The organism is Chryseobacterium gilvum, from assembly GCF_025628965.1.
Taxonomy (GTDB): Bacteria; Bacteroidota; Bacteroidia; order Flavobacteriales; family Weeksellaceae; genus Chryseobacterium; species Chryseobacterium gilvum.
In genome coordinates this window covers 155,738-176,868 of record NZ_JAOTEN010000001.1, presented here as the reverse complement: position 1 = coordinate 176,868, position 21,131 = coordinate 155,738, and the positions used below count along the sequence as shown (strand labels likewise).

Here is a 21,131-nt window from a genome sequence, read left to right as displayed (position 1 = left end):
AATTAGAGAAGTACTTTCCTTCCTGTAAAACAAATATTTGATTTCTATTATAATAATCTTGTTCAAAGAAAACATAGGCAGACCCTAAAATATACTTTTCAGAAAATAAATTCATATTTATCTGTGGATAGTTTTTCTGAAATATTACTACCTATTGATAAATGATCTGTAGTTTTAAAAGGTTTAAATTTATCAAATGTATTTTTAATAAATTCCTCTGCTATTTCTCCCTCAATAACTGAATATTCTAAAAACATTTTCGATGCCGCAGCCTTTAACTCTTTAATTTTGTACAAAAAAATTTGATTTTCCATTAATTACTTATCTGGAATTTTTAATATTTCAATAGCATACCAATTTACTGAAATTAAAAAGCTATGGCTATTATCAGTTATAAAATATTCTAATTGAGAACATTCAAGAAGTAATTGAGAAAAAAACTTACCTTCCTGTAAGACAAATATTTGATTTTTATTATAATAATTTTGTTCGAAGAAAACATATGCAGTTCCTAAAACATATTTTTCTGAAAAATTAAATTCATTTCCTTCCGTAGATAAAATTATAGACTTTTCACTACCAATGCCCAAATGACCAGTTACTCTAAAAGGTTTAAATAAATTAATTGTGTCCTGAATAAATTTTTGAGCAGTTTCTCCTTCTATTATAGAATATTCCAAACTTAGTTTTTTTGCTGCTTCTTCTAATTCTTTAATATCATATAAAAAATCTTGATCTTTCATTTTATATTTACCTTCTTTTTGTTTACGATTACTTATCTAGATGATGGGACATTATCTATAAAAATATGTCCAACCACTCTATTTCTACCTTTTCCAACTTTATATCCTATATGTGGTTGATGAGGACCTTCACCTAAAGTCCCTCCTGGTTTCACATTATTAAATGCAGGAATATCCATATTTACTTCTGCAGAATTAGGTCCTTTATAGACTGTTGGAATACTTTTTCCATTTATATCTTTACCCCACTCTGTAACTTTGAATAATTCTTTAGGCACACCTGTTCTTTTAAATGCTTCTTCCAAGGCCATCAAATGTGTTGCTCCTCCTCTCATGTCAACATCTCTTACAGGGTTAAATTCCCAATTTTTTCCACTTAGCCCCTCTCCTGCTGCACCTTTACTAATCTTGTGAATTAGCACCATTGCCGCTAATCCTTCAATTTCCTCTGCATTTGTCTTTCCCCTCATAATATGCCTAACCGCAGACTCCGTGTCACTATCTCCTTCATACACCATAGCTGAAGCTTCTTTCCCTTGCATTCCTTCGTTCCACATAGATGCAACACTGTTATAAACGGTACCAACTGTATTCTTTAAGAATACATCTCCATTTTCGAGATAATCTGAACCATATTCACTTCTTTGGATATATGGTATTACAATATTATGTGCTCCTAATGTCAAAACTGGTTTTCCGCCATACTTGCCTTTATTAAGATACCATGGCAAATTATTTTGGGCAGCTTGGTCCGGTTCACGACCAACACGAGTAACCTCTCCAACTATAATACTGCTGTGAGATTTACGTCCAAATAAACCGACAATATAATCATACGTCCTTCTCACAAAACTTTTTTTCCCTGGTGGATCACATGGGTCATTTCCTCCCTTTCTCTCCCCCATCATTCCCGATGGATCTGCAAAGTTAACAGGATCATTCCAAACATACGCATACGGAGAGTTGGTAATTTCTGCTAACGGGTCTACACTTAGCCAGAAACTTCTTTTTGGGTCATAATATCTGGCTCCGTAATAGTAATATCCGGTTGCCATATCCAGTTCTTTGCCATTGAACTTGTACGGGTGGTCATAATCCATCGTGGTGTTTTCCATCAGTATTTCTCCATAAGGCATAGTGGAAATAGAATTAAATTACCTAAAAGTTTCTTTTAAAAACATTTATTCCTTGATCTCCCATCACTAAAAAATATTTTTGCGTTTTTGAAAAACCACAATACATATAACCGTCATAACTGATCTCATGGAGCTCAAAAAACCATGATTTTCTTGTTTTATAATTCATTAGTCTTGGGATCTTATAATTATTATGGATATTGATTATTTCCAATTTCCAATCATTTTCTATAGTTAATAAATTTCCTCCTCCTCCTCTTAATCCAAAAACATCTATATTCTCATCTCTTTCTTTCAATGAATACTTTAAATTATCGGTAGAGAGATTCTTTTTAAAATTAGACTCGTAATCTTCCATAATAATATTTTTACTTTCTATATCATATAAAAAAATTCCGTCTCCATTTACAATTAATAGATCATCATTTATTAACCACCCTACAAAAATAGACGAGTTTAATTTTAATAATGCATAAAAGCTCCACCCTTCATTTAACTCAATTAGCTCTTCGTGTAAAAATTCGTTATTATTGTTTGTTTGTATTATATCTATAATTTTCATAATATTATTTAGGTGTTATTATTTTACCGCTTCCTTTTATCTGCCATTTAAGAAAACCATTGATTTTAGAGGAATGAACTCCAACTCTGTTATAGCCTCCAATTACATTCGCATCGGAACCAGAAATACTTTTTAATCCCAATTCTTGTGGATGTTTTAGTTCTAAAATTTTGTTTGCATATCTAGAATTAATTTCAAATTTTGTTATTGTGCTACCTGGCTTGTTTCCAGCATAATTTAAAGCAGCACTCTCATCACCAATAAACATGTAGATTGTTTTTGGCTTACCATTCATAGAATTGTAAATTACATTATTAGCGTTATCTAATTCTAAAAATTGTCCAGTTCGTTGTACTCGATAAACAGATGTTGTTTGTGCTGTAAGAGCTACTCCTGCTGTTATTATACCGTCGGCAAACATTATACCACTAAATTTAGTAGTTAGGCTTTCTTCAGTTCCCATGGTATTACCATCCCATTTGGTCATTCTTGGTCCTAATCCTGAATAATCTGATTTATTAAAGACGCCATTCCGTATTAAATTTCCCAAATCAAGTGCTCCATTCAAAAAAGGTTTAATTATTTTACCGCCCAGATCTGTAGAAGAAGGTTCATAATCCCTGTAAGATTGCAACTTTTGTCCGAAAGTTGATAAATCACCAACACTTTTTATATCTGGTGTAGGATAAATCGTTGGTGCAGCTCCTGCAGTTGCATTTCTTGGTGAACCATTAATTATATTACCAACTCCCTTTATAAATCTATTCCACCAAGAATGTCTCCTTCCTTTAAGAATTATTTCCTGGATCTGTCCTTCTTTGATGCCATCTCCAGGACCTCCCTTTCTTTCCCCCATCATTCCCGATGGATCTGCAAAGTTAACAGGATCATTCCAAACATAGGCATACGGAGAGTTGGTAATTTCTGCTAATGGGTCTACACTTAGCCAAAAACTGCGTTTAGGATCATAATATCTGGCTCCGTAATAGTAATATCCGGTTGCCATATCCAGTTCTTTACCATTGAACTTGTACGGGTGGTCATAATCCATCGTGGTGTTTTCCATCAGCATTTCCCCATAAGGCATGTATTCGTACCAATTGGTAACCTCTCCCGAGCTGTTCATCAGTATAGAAGCCCCGCTGAGATGATCCGGATGAATCCAGTAAATTTCAGATTCTAAAATTTCCGGAGGGGTATATCCCTGCATGCATCGGTCATCTTCCAAGAAATGACTCCACATAGAGCATATACTTGTGCCATTGGCCAAAGCATCACCATACATCTCACTCAGCTTGATCGCACAGTCTCTGTTATCATCCTGTTGAAAAGCCATCAATTGCTGCTCTACCAGAAAGGCGCATGCGTTTTCATCCTGTGTGCTGGAAACCGGCGGCGTGTAAGTGCCCTGCGAATCTTCGTTCTGTACCCAGACTGCCGGAGGAAGGGCTGCTTCATCTATAATCTGCGTTATTTCGTCTCCCAATGAAGCGGCAAGGTCATCATATTCTCCATTAAGGTTTATTTTAAACCGATGGCTTGGCACGTTTGATACACGGGTTGCAATTTTCTGGCTTCCCATGTAATAATGCTTACTCATGGTTTTGTCATTCAGTACCAGATAGCCGTTGGGATAATAGATGAAAGATCCCATCTGGGTCGCTTCATTAGGGTCGTTCCCATTGACATACAGTTTTTTAGAAACTGCATCATTCTTCAGGATTCGTTCTCCTGCTGCATCATATACGTAATAATTCAGATTCTGCTTTTGGGTAACCACCGCTTTTAATCGGTTCTGATGGTCCCAGAAGAGGTCTCTGTATCCTATTAAGCTGTTATTGTCAACTTCCAGTATAGAGATCAGGTTTCCGTTGAGGTCATATTTAAATTGTTCACCAGCGGTAACTACCGGAACCGTTGGAGCCTGTCCGCAATCCAAAGGAGCACTGAAGTTTTCGAATTTCGTATAATTGATCGCGGTTACTGCATTGGGATGAACAGCACTGTTATATTCATATACGCCTACATCACCCTCATTTTCAGGATACTGACAGACGCCATTATTCATATATGTTTTGAGCTTAGCGTCCTTTACGCTCATATTTCCTACCGCATTATAATTCATATTCAAATTATAATACTTCGTCATTTTCTTACTCGTGGCAGTAATCTGGGCAGAACCCAGCCTTCCGAAAGGATCGTAGCTGAACTGTTTTTCGGTTTTTATGGCCAGATCCGATGACGGATAATTTCCCGTCATGGGTGTAGTTCCTTTTATGTGATTTACATTCCCGTTCCCATCAAAAGTGTACAGGTTTTTGTGAATGCTGTTATTTCCGTTGGTATATAACAAAGAAAGCTCATTGACTTTTCCCCAAGGATCATAATTGTATTGTGTTTTCGTATTGTTCCCTGCAAGATAAGAAGTCATCTGATCCCTACTGTTATAGGTCATTGCGTAGGCAATGTTATTTGGCTTGCTATTTCCCGGAAGTTTACTCATGATCTTATCCAGGAGACCACTCATATTATACTCATACGTGACTTCTTCTGTATCCGGATAAAATATTTTGTTGATCCTGCCATACACATCATGTATAAAAGAAGTTTTAAACATCTTCGGAACATTGTTCGGTGCCACTACGATACGCATATTTTCTCTTACATTTCCTAACAGGTCATATTTGAAAGTTTGTGTACCGGTTCGATCGGTCTGTTTGATCAGTCTTCCCCTCTCTTCAGGTATTCCTGCTTGCTGACCGTACTCAAAATTGACATGGTGATCAGGATATATTACTTCTTTCAACTGATCATAATTGTATAAATACTTGTCAACTTCTGTAATCGCTTTCAAATTTGCATTGTAGGAGGTGACCAGCTTACCGGACATATCATATTCAAAACCAGATTCTCCCGCATCCGGTTCTGTTTTCTTGATATTTCTTCCGAACTTATCATAAAAATACTGCGTCGTATTATTCCCGGCATCCTGCATGGCAGTAAGCTCATTAAGACGGTTATAGCGGTAGCTTACCCATATATTATCATTCCCGTTAATTTGCCTGCTTGATGTTATTCTTCCATATTCATCCGTATAGGTAATACCGGTATTCCCTAACGGGGTTACAGACCGTGTTGCAAACTGCGTAATTCCGTATCTGTCTTCTCCATATTCATAGAACATGTTTGTCGTAAGATTCTGCAGCCCATTGTTGGTACTGACATTATGTTGTGTAGTTGTCACCGGACGGTCTAACTCATCATACGTCGTGGTGGCATAAATCTGTGCTGCCTGATCTTCAGGCGTAGTATAGTCATCAAATATTTTGAGCGATGCCATGATATCACTTCCTGTAGTCACCTTATCTCTCAGAATTGTTTTTACTGGTCTTCCCAACCGGTCTTTAATCTGATAGATGTTATTGGAAAAATAATAGGTCTGATTTTCCTGTTTAAACAGCTTTTTCGACATCAACCCTTGTCCCCACGCATCGGAGAACAAGCTGCTGAAATAGTTGGGCAATACCGTGTTGTCATATTGAGTAGCTTTTCTTTCCGTAATCGCCACCGGAACGGTTTGTGAAGGATAATAATACATTTTGATTGTCCAATCCGTATCAGACGGCGCAAGATATTGGGTAACCCTTCCAAAAGAATCGTAGCTGTACTGAGCGGTTGTCCCATTAATATTCGTAATGGAAACAGGAACTCCGAACAGATAATCATTGTCATATTGCGTAGAGCTTGTAAAACCATACGAATCGGTAACCGATGTTAAATAGGTATGATAATCAAAGTCGTAAGTGTAATCATAAAACATGCGCTGTCCGTTAACGGATGCAGGCTGAGTGACTTTGGTCATGTTTCCGTACGTATCATACTCCATATCAAAATCCGCGGTTCCGGAAGATCCATTACTTCCAGTCCCAAGAATATCTTTTTTAATCTGTTTGATATTTTGGGCTGCATCCAGAATTGTGGTGCTTTTTCTTACCGTTTCATTGTTGAGAGCCGTTATCACAATCTGTTCTGAAGGGACGCCTACGATATTCCTAGCTCCCGGAGCATGATACGATAGTTGGGTTTTTACATCATCCGAAATGTCGGTTAATGAAGTCCCCCTGTCTGTAGAACGGGTAACATTTCCATATTTATCATAAGCGTCGATGGTGTTAATGGTCGTTTTGCTGTGGCTGTTTGGCCCGACAAATTCCGTAAAGGTTGATTCTGTTTTATATAAAAGCGGGATAATTCTGCTCATATCTTTATACTGCGGCTCAGATTGAGATTCTGTAAGCGAATATTCCGAAGAAGCAGGCTGGTCAAAGTATCGATAGGTATATTTTGTTTCGCTACGCTTTCTACCCTGGTTGTCGAGCATGTAAGAAGAACGCACCAGTCCTTTTTTATAAAAATACTGTCTTACCCGTGTGTCATTAAAATTTACAAAAAAGTTGTTTTCATTGCCGGTATAATCTGTCTCATACTGCGTCACATAGGTCTGATGCAAGGTCAGATCATCATAAACTTTGGTTTTAACAATTCCAAAGCCGAGAAATTCTCTTTCTCTTCTATCCTGTATGCCTTTTTCATACTCAAAATGAAAATTTTGGACAGGCTTTACTCTTTGAGGGTCAAGCACTCCATTCGTATAGGGAAGTGTGGTATCAATAGGCTTGAAGTTCCATACTGCAGTCCCTGTAAGCACGAGTTTAGAAAATGGCATTTGATAGGTTCCGCCTACAAGCGTTTCAAAATTAAGTTTTTCATTGACATTATCGTATTCCATCTGTATCAATCCCTGCAGAGGGTTTTCAATGCTTAAGAGTAAATTGGCACGTGGAAAATTATTACGATAATAAGCCAATTCGGTAGCATTCTCAGATATTAAAAGATCCGGGTAACCGTCTCCATCAAAATCCCTCAAGTCCACTTCCTGCTTCGTCACGGACTTATCTGTTCCACCACCCACTGACAAACACACTTTCACTCCGTAACATAGACATCCAGTGCCATATAAGTTGAACCCTGAAGAGTTCTGTTTATTATCTAGGCTAAAGTTTTTTGTGAAATTATCGGGACCTATGAAAGAAGTCCCATTATTGATCAGGAAATCATAGGCGTTTCCATTTTTGATGATTTTATCTGCAAGCCCATCTCCGTTGATATCAATAAGCCCTGTTTTTGCAGTAGATTTCGATTTTGAGAGACCTACACCTCCGGCCCAGCTTCCGTTGGCCCAGCTAAATCCTCCACCACCGGAAACCGCAAAAGAATCCCCTTTTGACACTTCAGAAACATCCCATCCATAGGGATCTGTGGTAAAACCATGACCCGTATTAATATTGGTAATGCCCTCTGAAATATAATCTGTAAGTCCGTCACCGTTAATATCAGCCCATACACCGTTACCCTGAGCCCATGCTTTTCCAATAGTAATGTTTAACCCAATTCCCAATGCGAAAGAGGAAGCCCCGGTGTGCGTATCTCTTTCACCGGCTTCCGCAAAGGATGTATTTGCAGTATTGCTAAATTTTGCCACAGAAGCGGAAGCTGACAATCCTGCTCCGAGTATAGTACCTCTATTTTTAATTTCTTTCGCCGTAATCGTAGAAACTGCGTCTAATTGTCCCAAAACATTTGTTTTCTGGTAATATCTTCCGGAGATAATATCCGGATAGTGATCTCCGTTAAAATCCTGGAAATAATCAGAGGTTTTTTCCATTGAAATCCCTGCATGTCCACTGATGCCAAGCCAAGGAAGTATTGATCCTGCCGCATACGCATGGAATGAGTCAGATTTAGAACGCAAAATAATTCCTCTAGGGTTGGGTACCGCAAAAACAGGTGTCGTCACGATCGTACTGCTACTGGAAGAAACGCCCAATATATAGGGTTTCAAATCGGTTCCGGATAACATCACCGGTTCTAAAGGAGAAATATAGGTATCTGTTTCTGCATCTAACTGCAAAGGAGTAAAATATCGGTTGTTATTCTGCTGCATGATAAAATTGGTCATGCAGGTGAAATAATCAGGGGCCGAAGGATTACAAGGAGACGCTCCACCAGGAAGCGGAACATTTGCGAACGGATTGGTTGTAAATTCATTTTCCCTTATCGGTTCATTAAGATACTTAGAACCATTATAACTAAAACCACCCCAACCCTGATATACCAATCCCGTATTCATATTATAATGGGTATTCGAAGATCGGAAGGCAAAATAATCAGCTTTAAGACCGGTATTAGCAAGAAGAGGATCTCCTATAAAAGCAGAATTAATAATATCCGGATTTACGGATGCCAGCTTTTTGGTTACGGTATAATCTGCCGAATTGATCTCGAAATAAAACGGAAGCATACAAAGCTCTTCATACGGAATAGGAATCGTCGCAAAAAAAGCGCATATGTCTATTTTAGGAATCGGCATGATATTATTAACGACGTCGACCGTATTTTTTGCCGTATATACCTTTCCATTGTTATCTTTTATTTTTAGAGAAAAAGTAACTTTTGTATTGTATTGTTGATTTAAATTAATGGTATAATCATTCAGAGTACTGTCACCATTAAAATCGGGAAAGACATAATAGTTATTTGCCAACCTGCAGCGTGGGCATTCTATTTTATCATCACAAAAATGATAGTCCCGGTATTTTTCAAAATCCTTCGGAAGCATATTAGTAAGCCTTTCGGAGTAAGGGTTATATTGTACCAAAGCTTTTATTGCGGTAGTATCCGTATCCGACATTACGGTAAGAGTAGGCTTCCACTTGATTTTCTCCCATGATACATTAGTATCCGCTGAAACATCAAACTGCAGCAATGTCATAACAGAATCTGAAGGATTCTGATTCAATAACAGATTGGAAATATCAGATCCAACAATCTCATTACTTGTAGCAGTAACAGAACTTAAATTACTGTCTTTAGGTAATTTAAGTTTATATATAAGAGTTGTAACCGGTGGTGGTATGGTTCCTGTACTATTCGATATTGACTGTATGGTTTTATAAATTTTAAATTCAACATCATCGGTAAAGATTTCATTATTAAGCTGATTCCAGGAAATGCTAACTTTACTTTTATCACCCACCACATTAGTTTTCTGGCTGGAAGGCAGATAATGGCTTCCTGCATTAAATTTAAAATAGTAATTATCGTTGGCATCTTTCTTATCTAAATCTGCCCCTCCGTAAACAGAATTGTATCTGATGTCTGTATTTACCTTAAGATGATCTCCGTCCTGATTAGCCTTTGAAGAAGCAATAATAAATATTCGTTGCCCTTTCTCAACATGTGTAGTTGCATTAAGTGCCTGGAATTGTCCCTGACTATTTAAAGTTACTACAGAAGAAATTGTCGATGAATTGGCAGGAGTATATCCTGAAATATCTTCGTTTATTTTGGTCATTTCTCCTTTCTCCATCCAGACATCTACTCCGTCCTGTGAGTTTTGTGGCAATGTTATTTCGTTACTTATATTGATATCACCTGAAACAGGAGCTTCCCACATCCTTACGATATGCGCTAAAGAAGAGGAAAACTGAGTAGTGGTGATGGTATCCTGAACAGCAGCATTTCCTGCCAGAATAGCATTTGGCGTTTCTTCTGTGACGTTGATGTTCCCAGTTACCGGCTGAGCAACAAACTGGGGTACCCCATTTCTGATCCTGTTAAAGAAAACGTCACCGTAATTAATCATATCCAACAATCCATCCCCGTTTACATCTGAAAAATAGATAGGAGAATTGCTGTTACCAAAAGAATAATTAGCCCCTACAACTCCTCTGGCAAACGAATATTCTAGACCGACAGTAGTATTATAACTATTATGCGTATAAATAGGATTTCCCCCCGGAAGACCGACTGAAGAATAAACATTGCTAAAGCCCGTTTTTGTATTCTTTCTAAATTTGATGGTACCGTCTGATGCATAGAAAGCTTTATCCAGCAATCCATCTCCATCCATATCTAAAAGTTGATTTTTCCCATATGCTTCATTATCGTCATAACTTCCAGTGATACCAAGGGTTCCTTTTTTATCGATTCCAAAAAATAAACAGAACCCTCCGCCAAAACTTACTGCTCCTCGGATATTTTTGTTTTTACTGTACGTCCCTGCAATAAAACTGGTATTTCCCCCTGAAAAGGATCCCACATTTGGGACATCCCGTGGAGTATTATATATTCTAACAGGCGTTTTGTCAAATATTTCGACATTTGGATCATATCCGAAAATATGCTTATTAAACAGTGTCCCGTTTCCATCCTTCTGAATGATTTCCTTTAAAAGTCTTTTTGCAAAAACTCCTACAGTACTATTAAGCAATTCATATTCACGAATTTTTACATTCGCCCTTTTTATGGTAATCTTACTTAATACTTTCGCATCTGTCAATTTAACCCCCAATTTATAATTGAAGGTCATATCTCCTCTTACTCCTGCTTCATTCTCAAATTCAATAACGGTATTATTACTATAAGAGATTCTTGCCAGATATTTGTTTTTCCCTCCTCCTTCAAATGAATCTGCATAGGTATACGTAATTATATTCCCGAAACGATCTGTTACTTTAGATAAATACCATTTTACTACATTTCCTGAAGTATTGCCGTAAGGCGCATCTGTTAATATATCCAGATATTCTTTTTTTGTACCGTTACCGTCTAATGTTTCCCAGGTATACCCTGAAGGGGAAGATCCTTTTCTGACAATGGTATAGCCTTCTTTGATTCCATTACGATAATAAAATTGTCTGTTGGCTATTCTTGTTTCAGAATAAGGGAGTTTATTGGGTAAATAGTCATCCTTAAAGACCAGCTGTTCACCGGCAATTAAGTAAATCTCACTTTCGTCACTAGAAAATGACGGAACACCCCATCTTGTATCAATATCAATCGTTTCTATCGGAATATCCCAGCCAGTTCCCGCCCATCCGAATTTATTATCACTGTTATAAATCAGAGCAACATTGGGTTGAAAACCTGCAACTCCTGCAGGGATCTCAATAGGATATTTTACGTTGGCCGTTCCTTGTTGATTGGGTGTCGGCGGAGCAATAAGGTTAATTTTTGATCCCGGATTAGCAACTGGTGCATCATTAAATGATGTTTGGGCATCCGCTCCCGTTTCCGGGCTTTCAGGTTGTTTGATTGTGCCTACCATAAAATCGGCACTCCTTAACGAAGAATGAAGCACCACATATTTTTTAACAGTATTTACGCTATCAATTTTAACTGGAGACCATTCTTTTTTTATAAAGTCAAAAGTAAATGCGGTAATATCGTTTTCCTGATATCCTTTCGGAATTTTATTTTTATCGTAAGGTAAATGGAATATTACATCTTTTGAAAAAGTATTATAAAGACGAAAGCCGGAATAGTTATCACTTGTATTAACTATTGAAAGGTCTACCGGAGGGATGTCGATTGTTCTTAATCCCAGGATGATTTGTGATGCATCCTGATAAACAATCTGATGCCCTTTATTTTCATAAGATGCTATTTCTGTAAAAGAAGAGTTTTTAATCGTTTTTTCGAGAATCATTTCCGGGATATCCCGCATACCCAAAAATTTAACACCAATGGAATTATTTCCTAAATTATCGTAGGAAACGTATTCAAATTCGTCTCCTATTAATTCTACTTTTTTACCTTGTATTTCAAGAGACTTGATTCCAGATTTAGAACTGACAAAACCACGTATGTACGCGATTTTATCATTATATGTTTTAGAGATTATAGTATATGGTGCAGAATTATTTTGCTGCTCGGTAATCCGCACATTTTTAACAGTATAATATTCTCCTGTATGTAAGGCATTGAATAGTATCTTATTATCTCCCTGTTTTAATAGTTTGGGATCAATGATTTCAGACACTGCAGTCCAACCTGCTTTTTTATGCTTGATGTATCCTCCCATTGCAAAACTTCCATTAACACTTCGTGTTACTGAATTGATATCTGAATAGCCATCAACTTCATAATTAAGAACATACGTCTTATCGGGATTTATCTTAGAAAGCTCAATACTAAATATATTATCAGAAGCATTTGCATCTCCCCTTTGGGGATCCTTATTTCCTATTTCTCCAATATATCCAGAGTTTACCAAACCTGAACTATAACCGGAAAGTGATGCAGTTGTATTTAATCTTGCATTATATAAATTCGTAAATGTTTCGCTATTCGAAATTAAGTGATGTGCTAAAGCAGAGTCTTCCAAATAACTTTTGGATTGAATCATTGGGACATCTACCGGTTCTTTATCAATATTTTTATCTTTTTTAAAAGGCTTTAGAAAGTCACAATTAATTTTAGAAGGATTAAAATACTGATGTGAATGATTTGCTGTTGGTATTACATCAAGATCTTTACGGATTACTTTGTATAAGGTCCAACTGCTTAAAGATAGAATAATAGGAACAAAAACAGGTAATAATTCGAAGTTTTTTCTGCTGAAAAATGAGCTGATTTTCATATATTGGGATTCGTGTTTTATTAGTTAATAAGGAAGTTTACTCCTTTTCCTTCTTCGGGAATAAATATTTTTATATTGTAATACCCTACAACAGCCGGGATACTCATTGGAATGGTAAAGTCAGTAGCCTGATTATACTGCCCCTGCTTAATAAGCACACCGAGATTGTTAAATATCTTTACAGTTAGTGGTTTGGCAGCCACCAACTCTACTTTTATTGTAAGATTTCCATCATGAGAAGGATTAGGAGATACGGTGATATTTTTAAATAAAGAGTTACTCTGGAGCGCATCATAGTCAGATTGGCTTAATACGGAAAGTGTTTTAGACACTTCACATCCCAGTTTATTTTTAATATTTAACTGATAGCTTCCTTGGCCAGTCAGCAGATAGGGACTAGCATGGGTAGATACACCAGAAGGAGAAATAAGCGTATATTGATAAGATGCGGTATTCAGATCCAGTTCTATCGGCGTACCATTCCATACATATTGCTGGTCAATATTCTGATTGATAATTCCTTCAAGGTCAAATGTTCTTATAATATCAGGCTGCCCTTGTTTATGGATACTAAGCTCATAATTATCAGGAGCCAGGTTGTTAAATAAAATAGGATTTGAACTTCCGGAAGTTGTATTTATCACCATTTGATTTGTGGTTATACTTTTTAAAGAATAAGTAAATGGGAAAATATTTTCCGGAACGGATATTTTAACAATGCCATTGCCCAATTCGGTACATGTGCTGGTTAGTTGTACAAAAATATTGCTTTGTGGATCTTGAAGATTGAAGGTGAAATAGTCAACTCCATCGTGATCAACATCCCATAAAGCATCCTTAAAAACATATAGTGAGTCATTCAGCTTTTCTCCTAAAATATCAGTAGAAACATCACTTTGGTAATTACTTTCATTACTGAATATTCGTAGCCTCATTTCATCACTTGATGCCAATCCGGTTATGATAAAATAAACATGAGTTTTGATGGGAAGAGATCCTGTATTTTTTACTTGTGCCTTCCACATTCTCTTCATATCTCTTTTAGGATGTGAAGAGATAAGATCTACATCCTTAAAGGTTAAGGCTTGATTATTATCTCCCCATAGGAGAAAACTTTCCTGACTAAGAGCGGCTAGGTTTTGATTGTTGGTTGGCTTTACCTGTCCTAAAGAAAATACAATATGATCATCTTCAGAATTTACTGACTGTTTTTGATATAATCCAAATGCATCGTCCCTACCTATTCCGGTAATTCGGAAGTTATAATTCTTATTTTTTTTAGAATCCCAAATAATATCGTTTCCTGACGAAATATAATTTTTTTCAGAAATATCATTAATGGTAATTCCATATTTAACGGAAAGATAAGTCTCCACTTTTTGTTTTTCAATTGTAGATAAATTGTTGTTAAAAATCAGAATTTCCGGAATTAATAAGGATAAATCAGTTCTTTTATTAAGAAAAACTATAGGATTAATCTTGTGATTGGTATCGTTCTTTGTGAATGCCAATATTTTGGAACTAGCCTGAGTTGTATTAATTTTTAAAGAATCATTAAAGTCATATATCCCAATACTGCTGATTATCGTACTGCCTATTTTACCATATATTTTCTTATCAGTACCTCCAAACTTATTGCTCACGATAAATAAAGAAGGTTGGTTTAAGCCTGTATCTAATTTTTTAAAAAAAGCACCTGGAACTGGATTATGAATTAAATGAAAATTCATGAGCTTATTGGTAAGAGTATCTGTAGGCAGAATAGTATCTTTTACATTATTTTTCCTGAAGACAAGACCCGGAATTCCACCGAAGATGGCGGTTTGAGAAAATAGGAATGTACAAGTGAAAAATATAAATATAATGGGATATAATTTTTTCATATTGTGTTAAATTATTGTGTTTTTCTTATGATAAATTTTTAATATTGATTCGTTAACAACTATTTCAATAGATGTTCATTATTTATTAAATCTTACAAAAATATAAATAAATTAATACAAACGGATAAATAAGTATTTAAATATATTTATTTTTTGATAATTCATTAAATTATTTTAATATTTATAAATATACATTGAGATTGATTTTTGCAAAAACTAACTGCTACCGCATTTTTACAACAGCTAACCTCTCTGCTCGCTCATTTGATCATTACATGACATCTTTATATTATATCAACGTAAAACTCTTTACAGACGAACAGAATAGATGTGTTTGAAATCTTATATTTGATTAGGTCAACTGAAAACTAAGGAATTAGCTATTTGAAAACGGAAGAATCTTATCCCAGTTCTGCGCCTTAAGAACAGAATAAATCGGGCACAACAAAAGTTTTGATTCATCAATGACCCAAAGCAGTTCACCTTTATTGACTATCACCAGCTTTTTACTGTGCAGATTAACTTCTAACCAGGTTTATTCCTCTTTGCATATTAAAACCGCCTGAAAATCAGGCGGTTTTGCATTGTCCGAATGAACCGAACGGAACTATAATAAAGTAAGTATGAAATAGCTGGTTATTGTCTATTTTGTAAAAATGTTTTCACTCTAGCCCCGATCGCAGCGGCATCCTTTTTCGGATTGGCATAAGCGCGGCGAAAAAGATAGAGCGGAGAGCGGGAAAAAGCTCCTCTAAAACTTTTCAATTACAAACTGTAAGAAAGCTGTGATCTTGCATATGAATTTTAACAAGGGCTTTAGATTTGAGCTCACTGTAAATACCCTGATCGAAAGCTTCGACAGATTTCAGTTTCTGATCAATAAAATCTGCAATCCGTACGACCGAAAAATGAAAATTTCTATACAACGTAATGTCTACTGTACTTCCTAAAAGAGGCAAATACGCTTTCAGAAAAGGTATAGTCTGCTGATGAAGGTCAAAATCAAGACAATATCCTGTTTTTTGGTTTGACATGATGACTTCATAATTATTAATATAATCTAAAATGCTTTCATTCTCCTTTAGGGTTGTATGATTCCTGTGAAAATGATCATTTATTTTGTCTAAAATATGCTGAGCATACTCCATCATGGTAATGGTTTTCCATTCCGAAACATTGCTCATTTTGGTTGTTGCGTTTTTGGAGCTTTCGTCAATATTAAAAGAAATTCCGAAATTTTCCACATAAGGAAAGAAGCAGTTTTTTACTTTTATAGCCGCATCGGCCTGAAGCTGATCTTCATTACAACTGTAGCTTAAATAAGGCTTATACATTTCTGCCATATTTTTTAAAAAATCAATCTCATTGGTATTGTTATATTTTTCAAACCATTTTTCAAGATTATTGTAATAGTTCTTTTCGAATTCTCTGAAGCTTATGTAAAACGGTAATTCCATATCCTTAATATTTTAGTACAACAAAGCTATTGCTGTAATGCGACAAAACTTGACGTGTTTTATGATGTTTTAAAAATTATTTTATCATAATTATCATTTTAGTAATCAAAATGAAAGCCATTTTTTTACAATTTCTTAATTTTTAACATTTTACAGGGTTTTTACCTATGTTTTATATACGAAGAGACCGGTTTAAAACCGGTCTCTTCGTATATAAAACGTTATTAATGCTTAGCATCTTTTATTTCCAGCCACCTCCTAAGCTTTTATAAATGTCTACAACCGTACTTAATTGTTTTTCTTTGGCTTCTACCAATTCCATTTTAGCATCCAACGCATCTCTTTGGTTTAATAAAACCTCCAGATAATCTGCTCTTGAATTTTTAAACAGTTGGTTGGCAATATCAATAGATTGATCTAAAGCATGCGTTTCCTGAGATTTTAACTGATAATACTGGTCTATATTTTTGACTTTTGACATCAGATTCGCAATATCCAGATAGGCGTTCAGAATCGTTTTGTCATATTCATACAAAGCCTGGATTTGTTTTGCATCCGCAGTCTGGAAATTAGCTTTAATCGCACTTTTATTAATAAGCGGCCCTGCTAATTCTCCTACCAGACTTGTCGCAATAGATTCAGGTAATTTCACCAAGTAAGATGGCTTAAATGCTTCCAGGCCTAACGTTGCTGAGATTTCCAATGAAGGATAAAATTCTTTTCTGGCCGCCTCCACATCCAGTTTTGCTGATTTTAATTCCAATTCAGCCTGTTTGATATCGGGACGGTTTGCCAGTAATTGTGAAGGAATCCCTGTATAAACAGTCTGCGGAATGGTGGTCATAAAACTTTCCTTGGTTCTTGTAATCGGCTGCGGATATCTTCCTAAAAGGGCATTGATCTGATTCTCCTTCTCCGTAATTTCCTGGCGGATGGTAAATTCTGAAGCCTTGGATTTTGCCAGTTCTGCCTCAAATTTTTTCACCGCCAGTTCTGTCGCCGCTGCAGCCTGCTTTTGAATTTTTGAAATTTCCAGCGCTCTTTCCTGCAGTTTGGTATACTGCTGAATGATATCCAGCTGATTATCTAATGCAAGCAATTCATAATAATTATCTGCTACTTCTTCAATCAAACTGGAAAGGACAAAGTTTTTTCCTTCAATGGTTGAAAGATAATGGGCAACGGAAGCATCTTTTTCGTTTCTGAGCTTTTTCCAGATATCAATTTCCCAGTTAGCCATTACTCCGCCTTCAAAATTTCCCAGCGGGTCCGGTATTTCTCTTCCTTCTTCAATCTCTGTCGTCGCATCACCCGCACCTTCACTTGTATAACGCCCGGCTTTGCTTACTCCCGCGCCGATTCCGGCAGAAACCGTGGGCGTCAATCTCCCTTTTTTAGCAATCACACCACTCTTTGCAATCTCGATTTCCTGCAAAGTGATCATGAGTTCCTGATTATTTTTTAAAGCCGTTTCAATTAAAACTACTAAATTCGGATCCGTAAAAAACTGTCTCCATGGCGTTGTTCCGCTGTTGTTCGTAGCATCCTGCTGCTCTTCCTGATTAAAATTCTGAGGAATATTTTCTTTTACCTCGTCTTTTATGACCGTTGCCATCGGTGCCCTGCAACTTGCTAAAACCAATAATAAAGCAATAGCGGCAATATATTTATTATAAATCTTCATGTTTCCCATCGTGTTTGTAAGGTTCTGTTTGTTCTGTTAAAGGATTTTCTTCTTCGTATTTTGACAATCTGGATTTCTCTGCGATCCGTCCGAAAATGTAATACAATCCCGGAATAATCATCAGTCCGAAAATAGTTCCGATCAGCATTCCTCCGGCGGCGGCTGTACCGATGGTACGGTTTCCAACAGCTCCCGGTCCTGAAGCCATCACCAAAGGAATTAATCCCGCAATGAACGCAAATGAAGTCATCAAAATAGGACGGAAACGAATAACGGCTCCTTCAATTGCCGCTTTGGTGAGCGGTACACCTTCTGCTTTCCGCTGTACTGCAAATTCAATAATCAACACCGCATTTTTTCCTAATAAACCGATGAGCATGACCATTGCAACCTGTGCATAAATGTTATTTTCCAGCCCCAAAAGCTTTAAGCATAAGAAGGCTCCAAAAATACCTGTCGGAAGCGATAAAATGACGGGTAAAGGAAGAATGAAGCTTTCATACTGTGCAGAAAGAATCAAATACACAAATCCCAGACAGACCAGAAATATATACACCGCTTCGTTTCCACGGCTTACTTCGTCTTTGGAAATCCCGGCCCAATCAATTCCGAAACCTCTTGGAAGTGTTTTATCGGCAACTTCCTGAATGGCTTTAAGGGTTTGTCCGCTACTGTATCCCGGAGCCGGAGTTCCGCTTACTTCCGCAGCATTGTACATATTATGCCGTGTGATTTCAGACAGTCCGTATACTTTTTCCAATTTCATGAAATCTGAATAAGGAACCATCTGATCTTTATCATTTTTTACATATAATTTTAATAAATCACTCGGCAACGCACGATATTGCGGACCTGCCTGAACAATCACCTTATACGGCCTGTCAAAACGGATGAAGCTGGTTTCATAATTAGAACCGATCAAAGTAGATAAATTATCCATCGCGTTTTCGATATTCACTCCTTTTTGCTCTGCAAGATCATTATCTATTCTTAGCATATATTGCGGGAAACTCGCCGAGTAAAAGGTGAAGGCAGATCCCAATTCCGGACGTTTCTGGAGTTCTTTTACAAAATCATTGCTCACTTTCTCCATTTTCTGATAGTCTCCGCTTCCTGCTTTATCCAATAAACGGAGTTCAAAACCTCCTGCAGCTCCGTAGCCCGGAATAGATGGCGGTTGGAAGAATTCTATATTGGCACCCGGAATATCTTTAGCTTTGGCTTCGAGCTGCTCTATGACTTCAGCGGCCGATTCTTTACGATCAGCCCAATCTTTCAGATTAATCAGACAGGTTCCTGAATTGGATCCCGTTCCTTCGGTCAGAATTTCATAGCCCGCAAGCGAAGAAACAGACTGCACCCCATCAATGTCTTCCGATGCTTTCTGCAGCTGCAAGGCAATTTTATTGGTTCTTTCTAACGTAGATCCTGGAGGAGTCTGGATAATGGCATAAATCATACCCTGATCTTCACTTGGGATAAATCCTGATGGAAGACTGTTGCTTATGAAAAAAGTTCCTAAACAGAATAACAGCAGCAACGGAAGGGTAATGAATTTCTTCGTTACCGTTTTATTCAGCATTTTCTCATATCTCCCGGCTCCTCTGGTAAACATATTATTAAACTGATCTAAAAATCTGTTGACCGGAGTTTTCTTTTTGGCTTTTCCGTGATTGTTTTTTAAAATCAAAGCACACAAAGCGGGAGTCAACGTTAATGCAACCACTCCTGAAAGGATAATGGAAGACACCATCGTGATTGAAAACTGACGGTAAAAAACACCAACCGGACCCGACATGAATGCAACCGGAATAAATACGGCTGCCATGACCAATGTAATCGCGATAATCGCACCGCTGATTTCGTGCATGGCTTCTTCCGTTGCCTTCAGTGGGGATAGATTTTTCTCTTCCATTTTGGCGTGAACGGCCTCGATGACGACAATAGCATCATCGACGACAATTCCGATTGCCATCACCAAAGCAAATAGCGAAATCATATTCAGGGTAATTCCGAAAGCAGACATGATGGCGAAAGTTCCTATCAAAGAAACCGGCACAGCCATAGTAGGGATTAGTGTAGAACGCCAATCCCCAAGGAACAGAAACACCACAATGGCAACCAATACAAAGGCTTCAAACAAGGTGTGAACCACCTTTTCTATCGATGCGTCCAAAAACCTGGAAACGTCATAACTAATGTCATAATGCATTCCTTTCGGTAAATTATTTTTTTCAAGATCAGACATCAAAGCTTTTACATTTTTGATTACGTCACTTGCGTTGGAACCATACGACTGTTTTATGGTAATTGCCGCAGAAGGTTTACCGTTCAATGTAGAATAGATATCGTACATGGAGCTTCCGAACTCGATATCTGCAACATCTTTCAAACGAACAAATTCGCCACCCGGTTTTGCTTTAAGAATGATATTTCCGTAATCTTTTTCATTGCTGTAGCGTCCCGGGTATTTTAAAATATATTCAAAAGACTGGGAACGTTTTCCGGAGCTCTCCCCTGTTTTTCCGGGAGAGGCTTCTAAGCTCTGCTGGTTAAGCGCTTCCATCACTTCGTCTGCCGAAATATTGTAAGATGTTAATCTATCAGGTTTCAGCCAGATTCTCATTGCATATTCACGGGTTCCCAGAATATCTGCTTCACCTACTCCTTTGATTCTTTTCAGCTCGGAAAGAATGTTAATATCTGCATAATTAAACAGGAATTTCTGATTGGCTTTTTTATCATCACTGTACAAATTAATGTACATTAACATATTGGGTTCTTCCCGGGTAATTTTCACCCCTTCCCGAACAACAATCGGCGGTAGTTTATTAACTGCTGAAGAAACGTGGTTCTGAACATTGACGGCTGCAACGTTGGGATCTGTGCCCAAATCAAAAACAACCTGAATAGAGGCTTCCCCATCGTTACCGGCATCAGAAGCCATATATTTCATCCCGGGAACACCGTTGAGTGATCTTTCCAGAGGGATGACAACAGATTTAATCAATAATTCGTTGTTGGCTCCGGGATATTCTGCCGTAATATTTACTTTAGGCGGAGAAATTGAAGGGAACTGTGTTACGGGAAGTTTTACCAGTGACAAGATCCCTAAAAATACGATAATCAATGAGATTACGATAGACAGAACAGGTCTGCGAATGAATTTCTTAAACATACTGT

At 37.2% G+C, this 21,131-nt stretch carries 9 protein-coding genes; all 9 read right to left on the bottom strand.

From position 1 onward, the window contains the following. Positions 1-98: 98 nt before the first annotated feature. The 9 genes from N0B16_RS00820 to N0B16_RS00780 all read right to left on the bottom strand — a co-directional run bounded on the left by N0B16_RS00820 (position 99) and on the right by N0B16_RS00780 (position 21,126). Positions 99-314, bottom strand: coding sequence for a hypothetical protein (locus N0B16_RS00820; RefSeq protein WP_262988823.1), 216 nt, complete (start codon positions 312-314; stop codon positions 99-101). Positions 315-317: 3 nt separating this feature from the next. Further along, positions 318-743: a hypothetical protein gene (locus tag N0B16_RS00815; RefSeq protein ID WP_262988822.1), complete on the bottom strand. Its 426-nt coding sequence runs from the start codon at positions 741-743 to the stop codon at positions 318-320. A 32-nt stretch (positions 744-775) separates the two neighbouring features. Further along, a complete protein-coding gene (locus tag N0B16_RS00810; protein ID WP_262988821.1) occupies positions 776-1,879 on the bottom strand; it encodes an RHS repeat-associated core domain-containing protein in 1,104 nt (367 codons plus the stop codon). Positions 1,880-1,901: 22 nt separating this feature from the next. Further along, entirely contained in the window at positions 1,902-2,441 is a 540-nt protein-coding gene (locus N0B16_RS00805; RefSeq protein WP_262988820.1) for a hypothetical protein, read from the bottom strand. 4 nt (positions 2,442-2,445) lie between these two features. Beyond that, positions 2,446-12,924: an RHS repeat-associated core domain-containing protein gene (locus N0B16_RS00800; RefSeq protein WP_262988819.1), complete on the bottom strand. Its 10,479-nt coding sequence runs from the start codon at positions 12,922-12,924 to the stop codon at positions 2,446-2,448. 20 nt (positions 12,925-12,944) lie between these two features. Beyond that, the gene (locus N0B16_RS00795) at positions 12,945-14,807 is read right to left on the bottom strand and encodes a DUF8202 domain-containing protein (protein WP_262988818.1); all 1,863 of its coding nucleotides are present in this window, start codon (positions 14,805-14,807) and stop codon (positions 12,945-12,947) included. Between the two features lie 761 nt (positions 14,808-15,568). After that, a complete protein-coding gene (locus N0B16_RS00790) occupies positions 15,569-16,264 on the bottom strand; it encodes a hypothetical protein (protein ID WP_262988817.1) in 696 nt (231 codons plus the stop codon). Between the two features lie 241 nt (positions 16,265-16,505). Continuing rightward, positions 16,506-17,948, bottom strand: coding sequence for a TolC family protein (locus tag N0B16_RS00785; RefSeq protein WP_262988816.1), 1,443 nt, complete (start codon positions 17,946-17,948; stop codon positions 16,506-16,508). Beyond that, entirely contained in the window at positions 17,935-21,126 is a 3,192-nt protein-coding gene (locus N0B16_RS00780; RefSeq protein ID WP_262988815.1) for an efflux RND transporter permease subunit, read from the bottom strand. Before N0B16_RS00780 ends, N0B16_RS00785 begins: the two co-directional genes overlap by 14 nt. Between the last annotated feature and the right edge of the window lie 5 nt (positions 21,127-21,131).

Excerpts from the sequence above, each read along its gene's own strand:
- N0B16_RS00800 (WP_262988819.1), bottom strand. The coding sequence starts at position 12,924 with ATGAAAATCAGCTCATTTTTCAGCAGAAAAAACTTCGAATTATTACCT.
- N0B16_RS00795 (WP_262988818.1), bottom strand. The coding sequence starts at position 14,807 with ATGAAAAAATTATATCCCATTATATTTATATTTTTCACTTGTACATTC.
- N0B16_RS00780 (WP_262988815.1), bottom strand. The coding sequence starts at position 21,126 with ATGTTTAAGAAATTCATTCGCAGACCTGTTCTGTCTATCGTAATCTCA.
- N0B16_RS00805 (WP_262988820.1), bottom strand. The coding sequence starts at position 2,441 with ATGAAAATTATAGATATAATACAAACAAACAATAATAACGAATTTTTA.
- N0B16_RS00785 (WP_262988816.1), bottom strand. The coding sequence starts at position 17,948 with ATGAAGATTTATAATAAATATATTGCCGCTATTGCTTTATTATTGGTT.
- N0B16_RS00815 (WP_262988822.1), bottom strand. The coding sequence starts at position 743 with ATGAAAGATCAAGATTTTTTATATGATATTAAAGAATTAGAAGAAGCA.
- N0B16_RS00790 (WP_262988817.1), bottom strand. The coding sequence starts at position 16,264 with ATGGAATTACCGTTTTACATAAGCTTCAGAGAATTCGAAAAGAACTAT.
- N0B16_RS00820 (WP_262988823.1), bottom strand. The coding sequence starts at position 314 with ATGGAAAATCAAATTTTTTTGTACAAAATTAAAGAGTTAAAGGCTGCG.
- N0B16_RS00810 (WP_262988821.1), bottom strand. The coding sequence starts at position 1,879 with ATGCCTTATGGAGAAATACTGATGGAAAACACCACGATGGATTATGAC.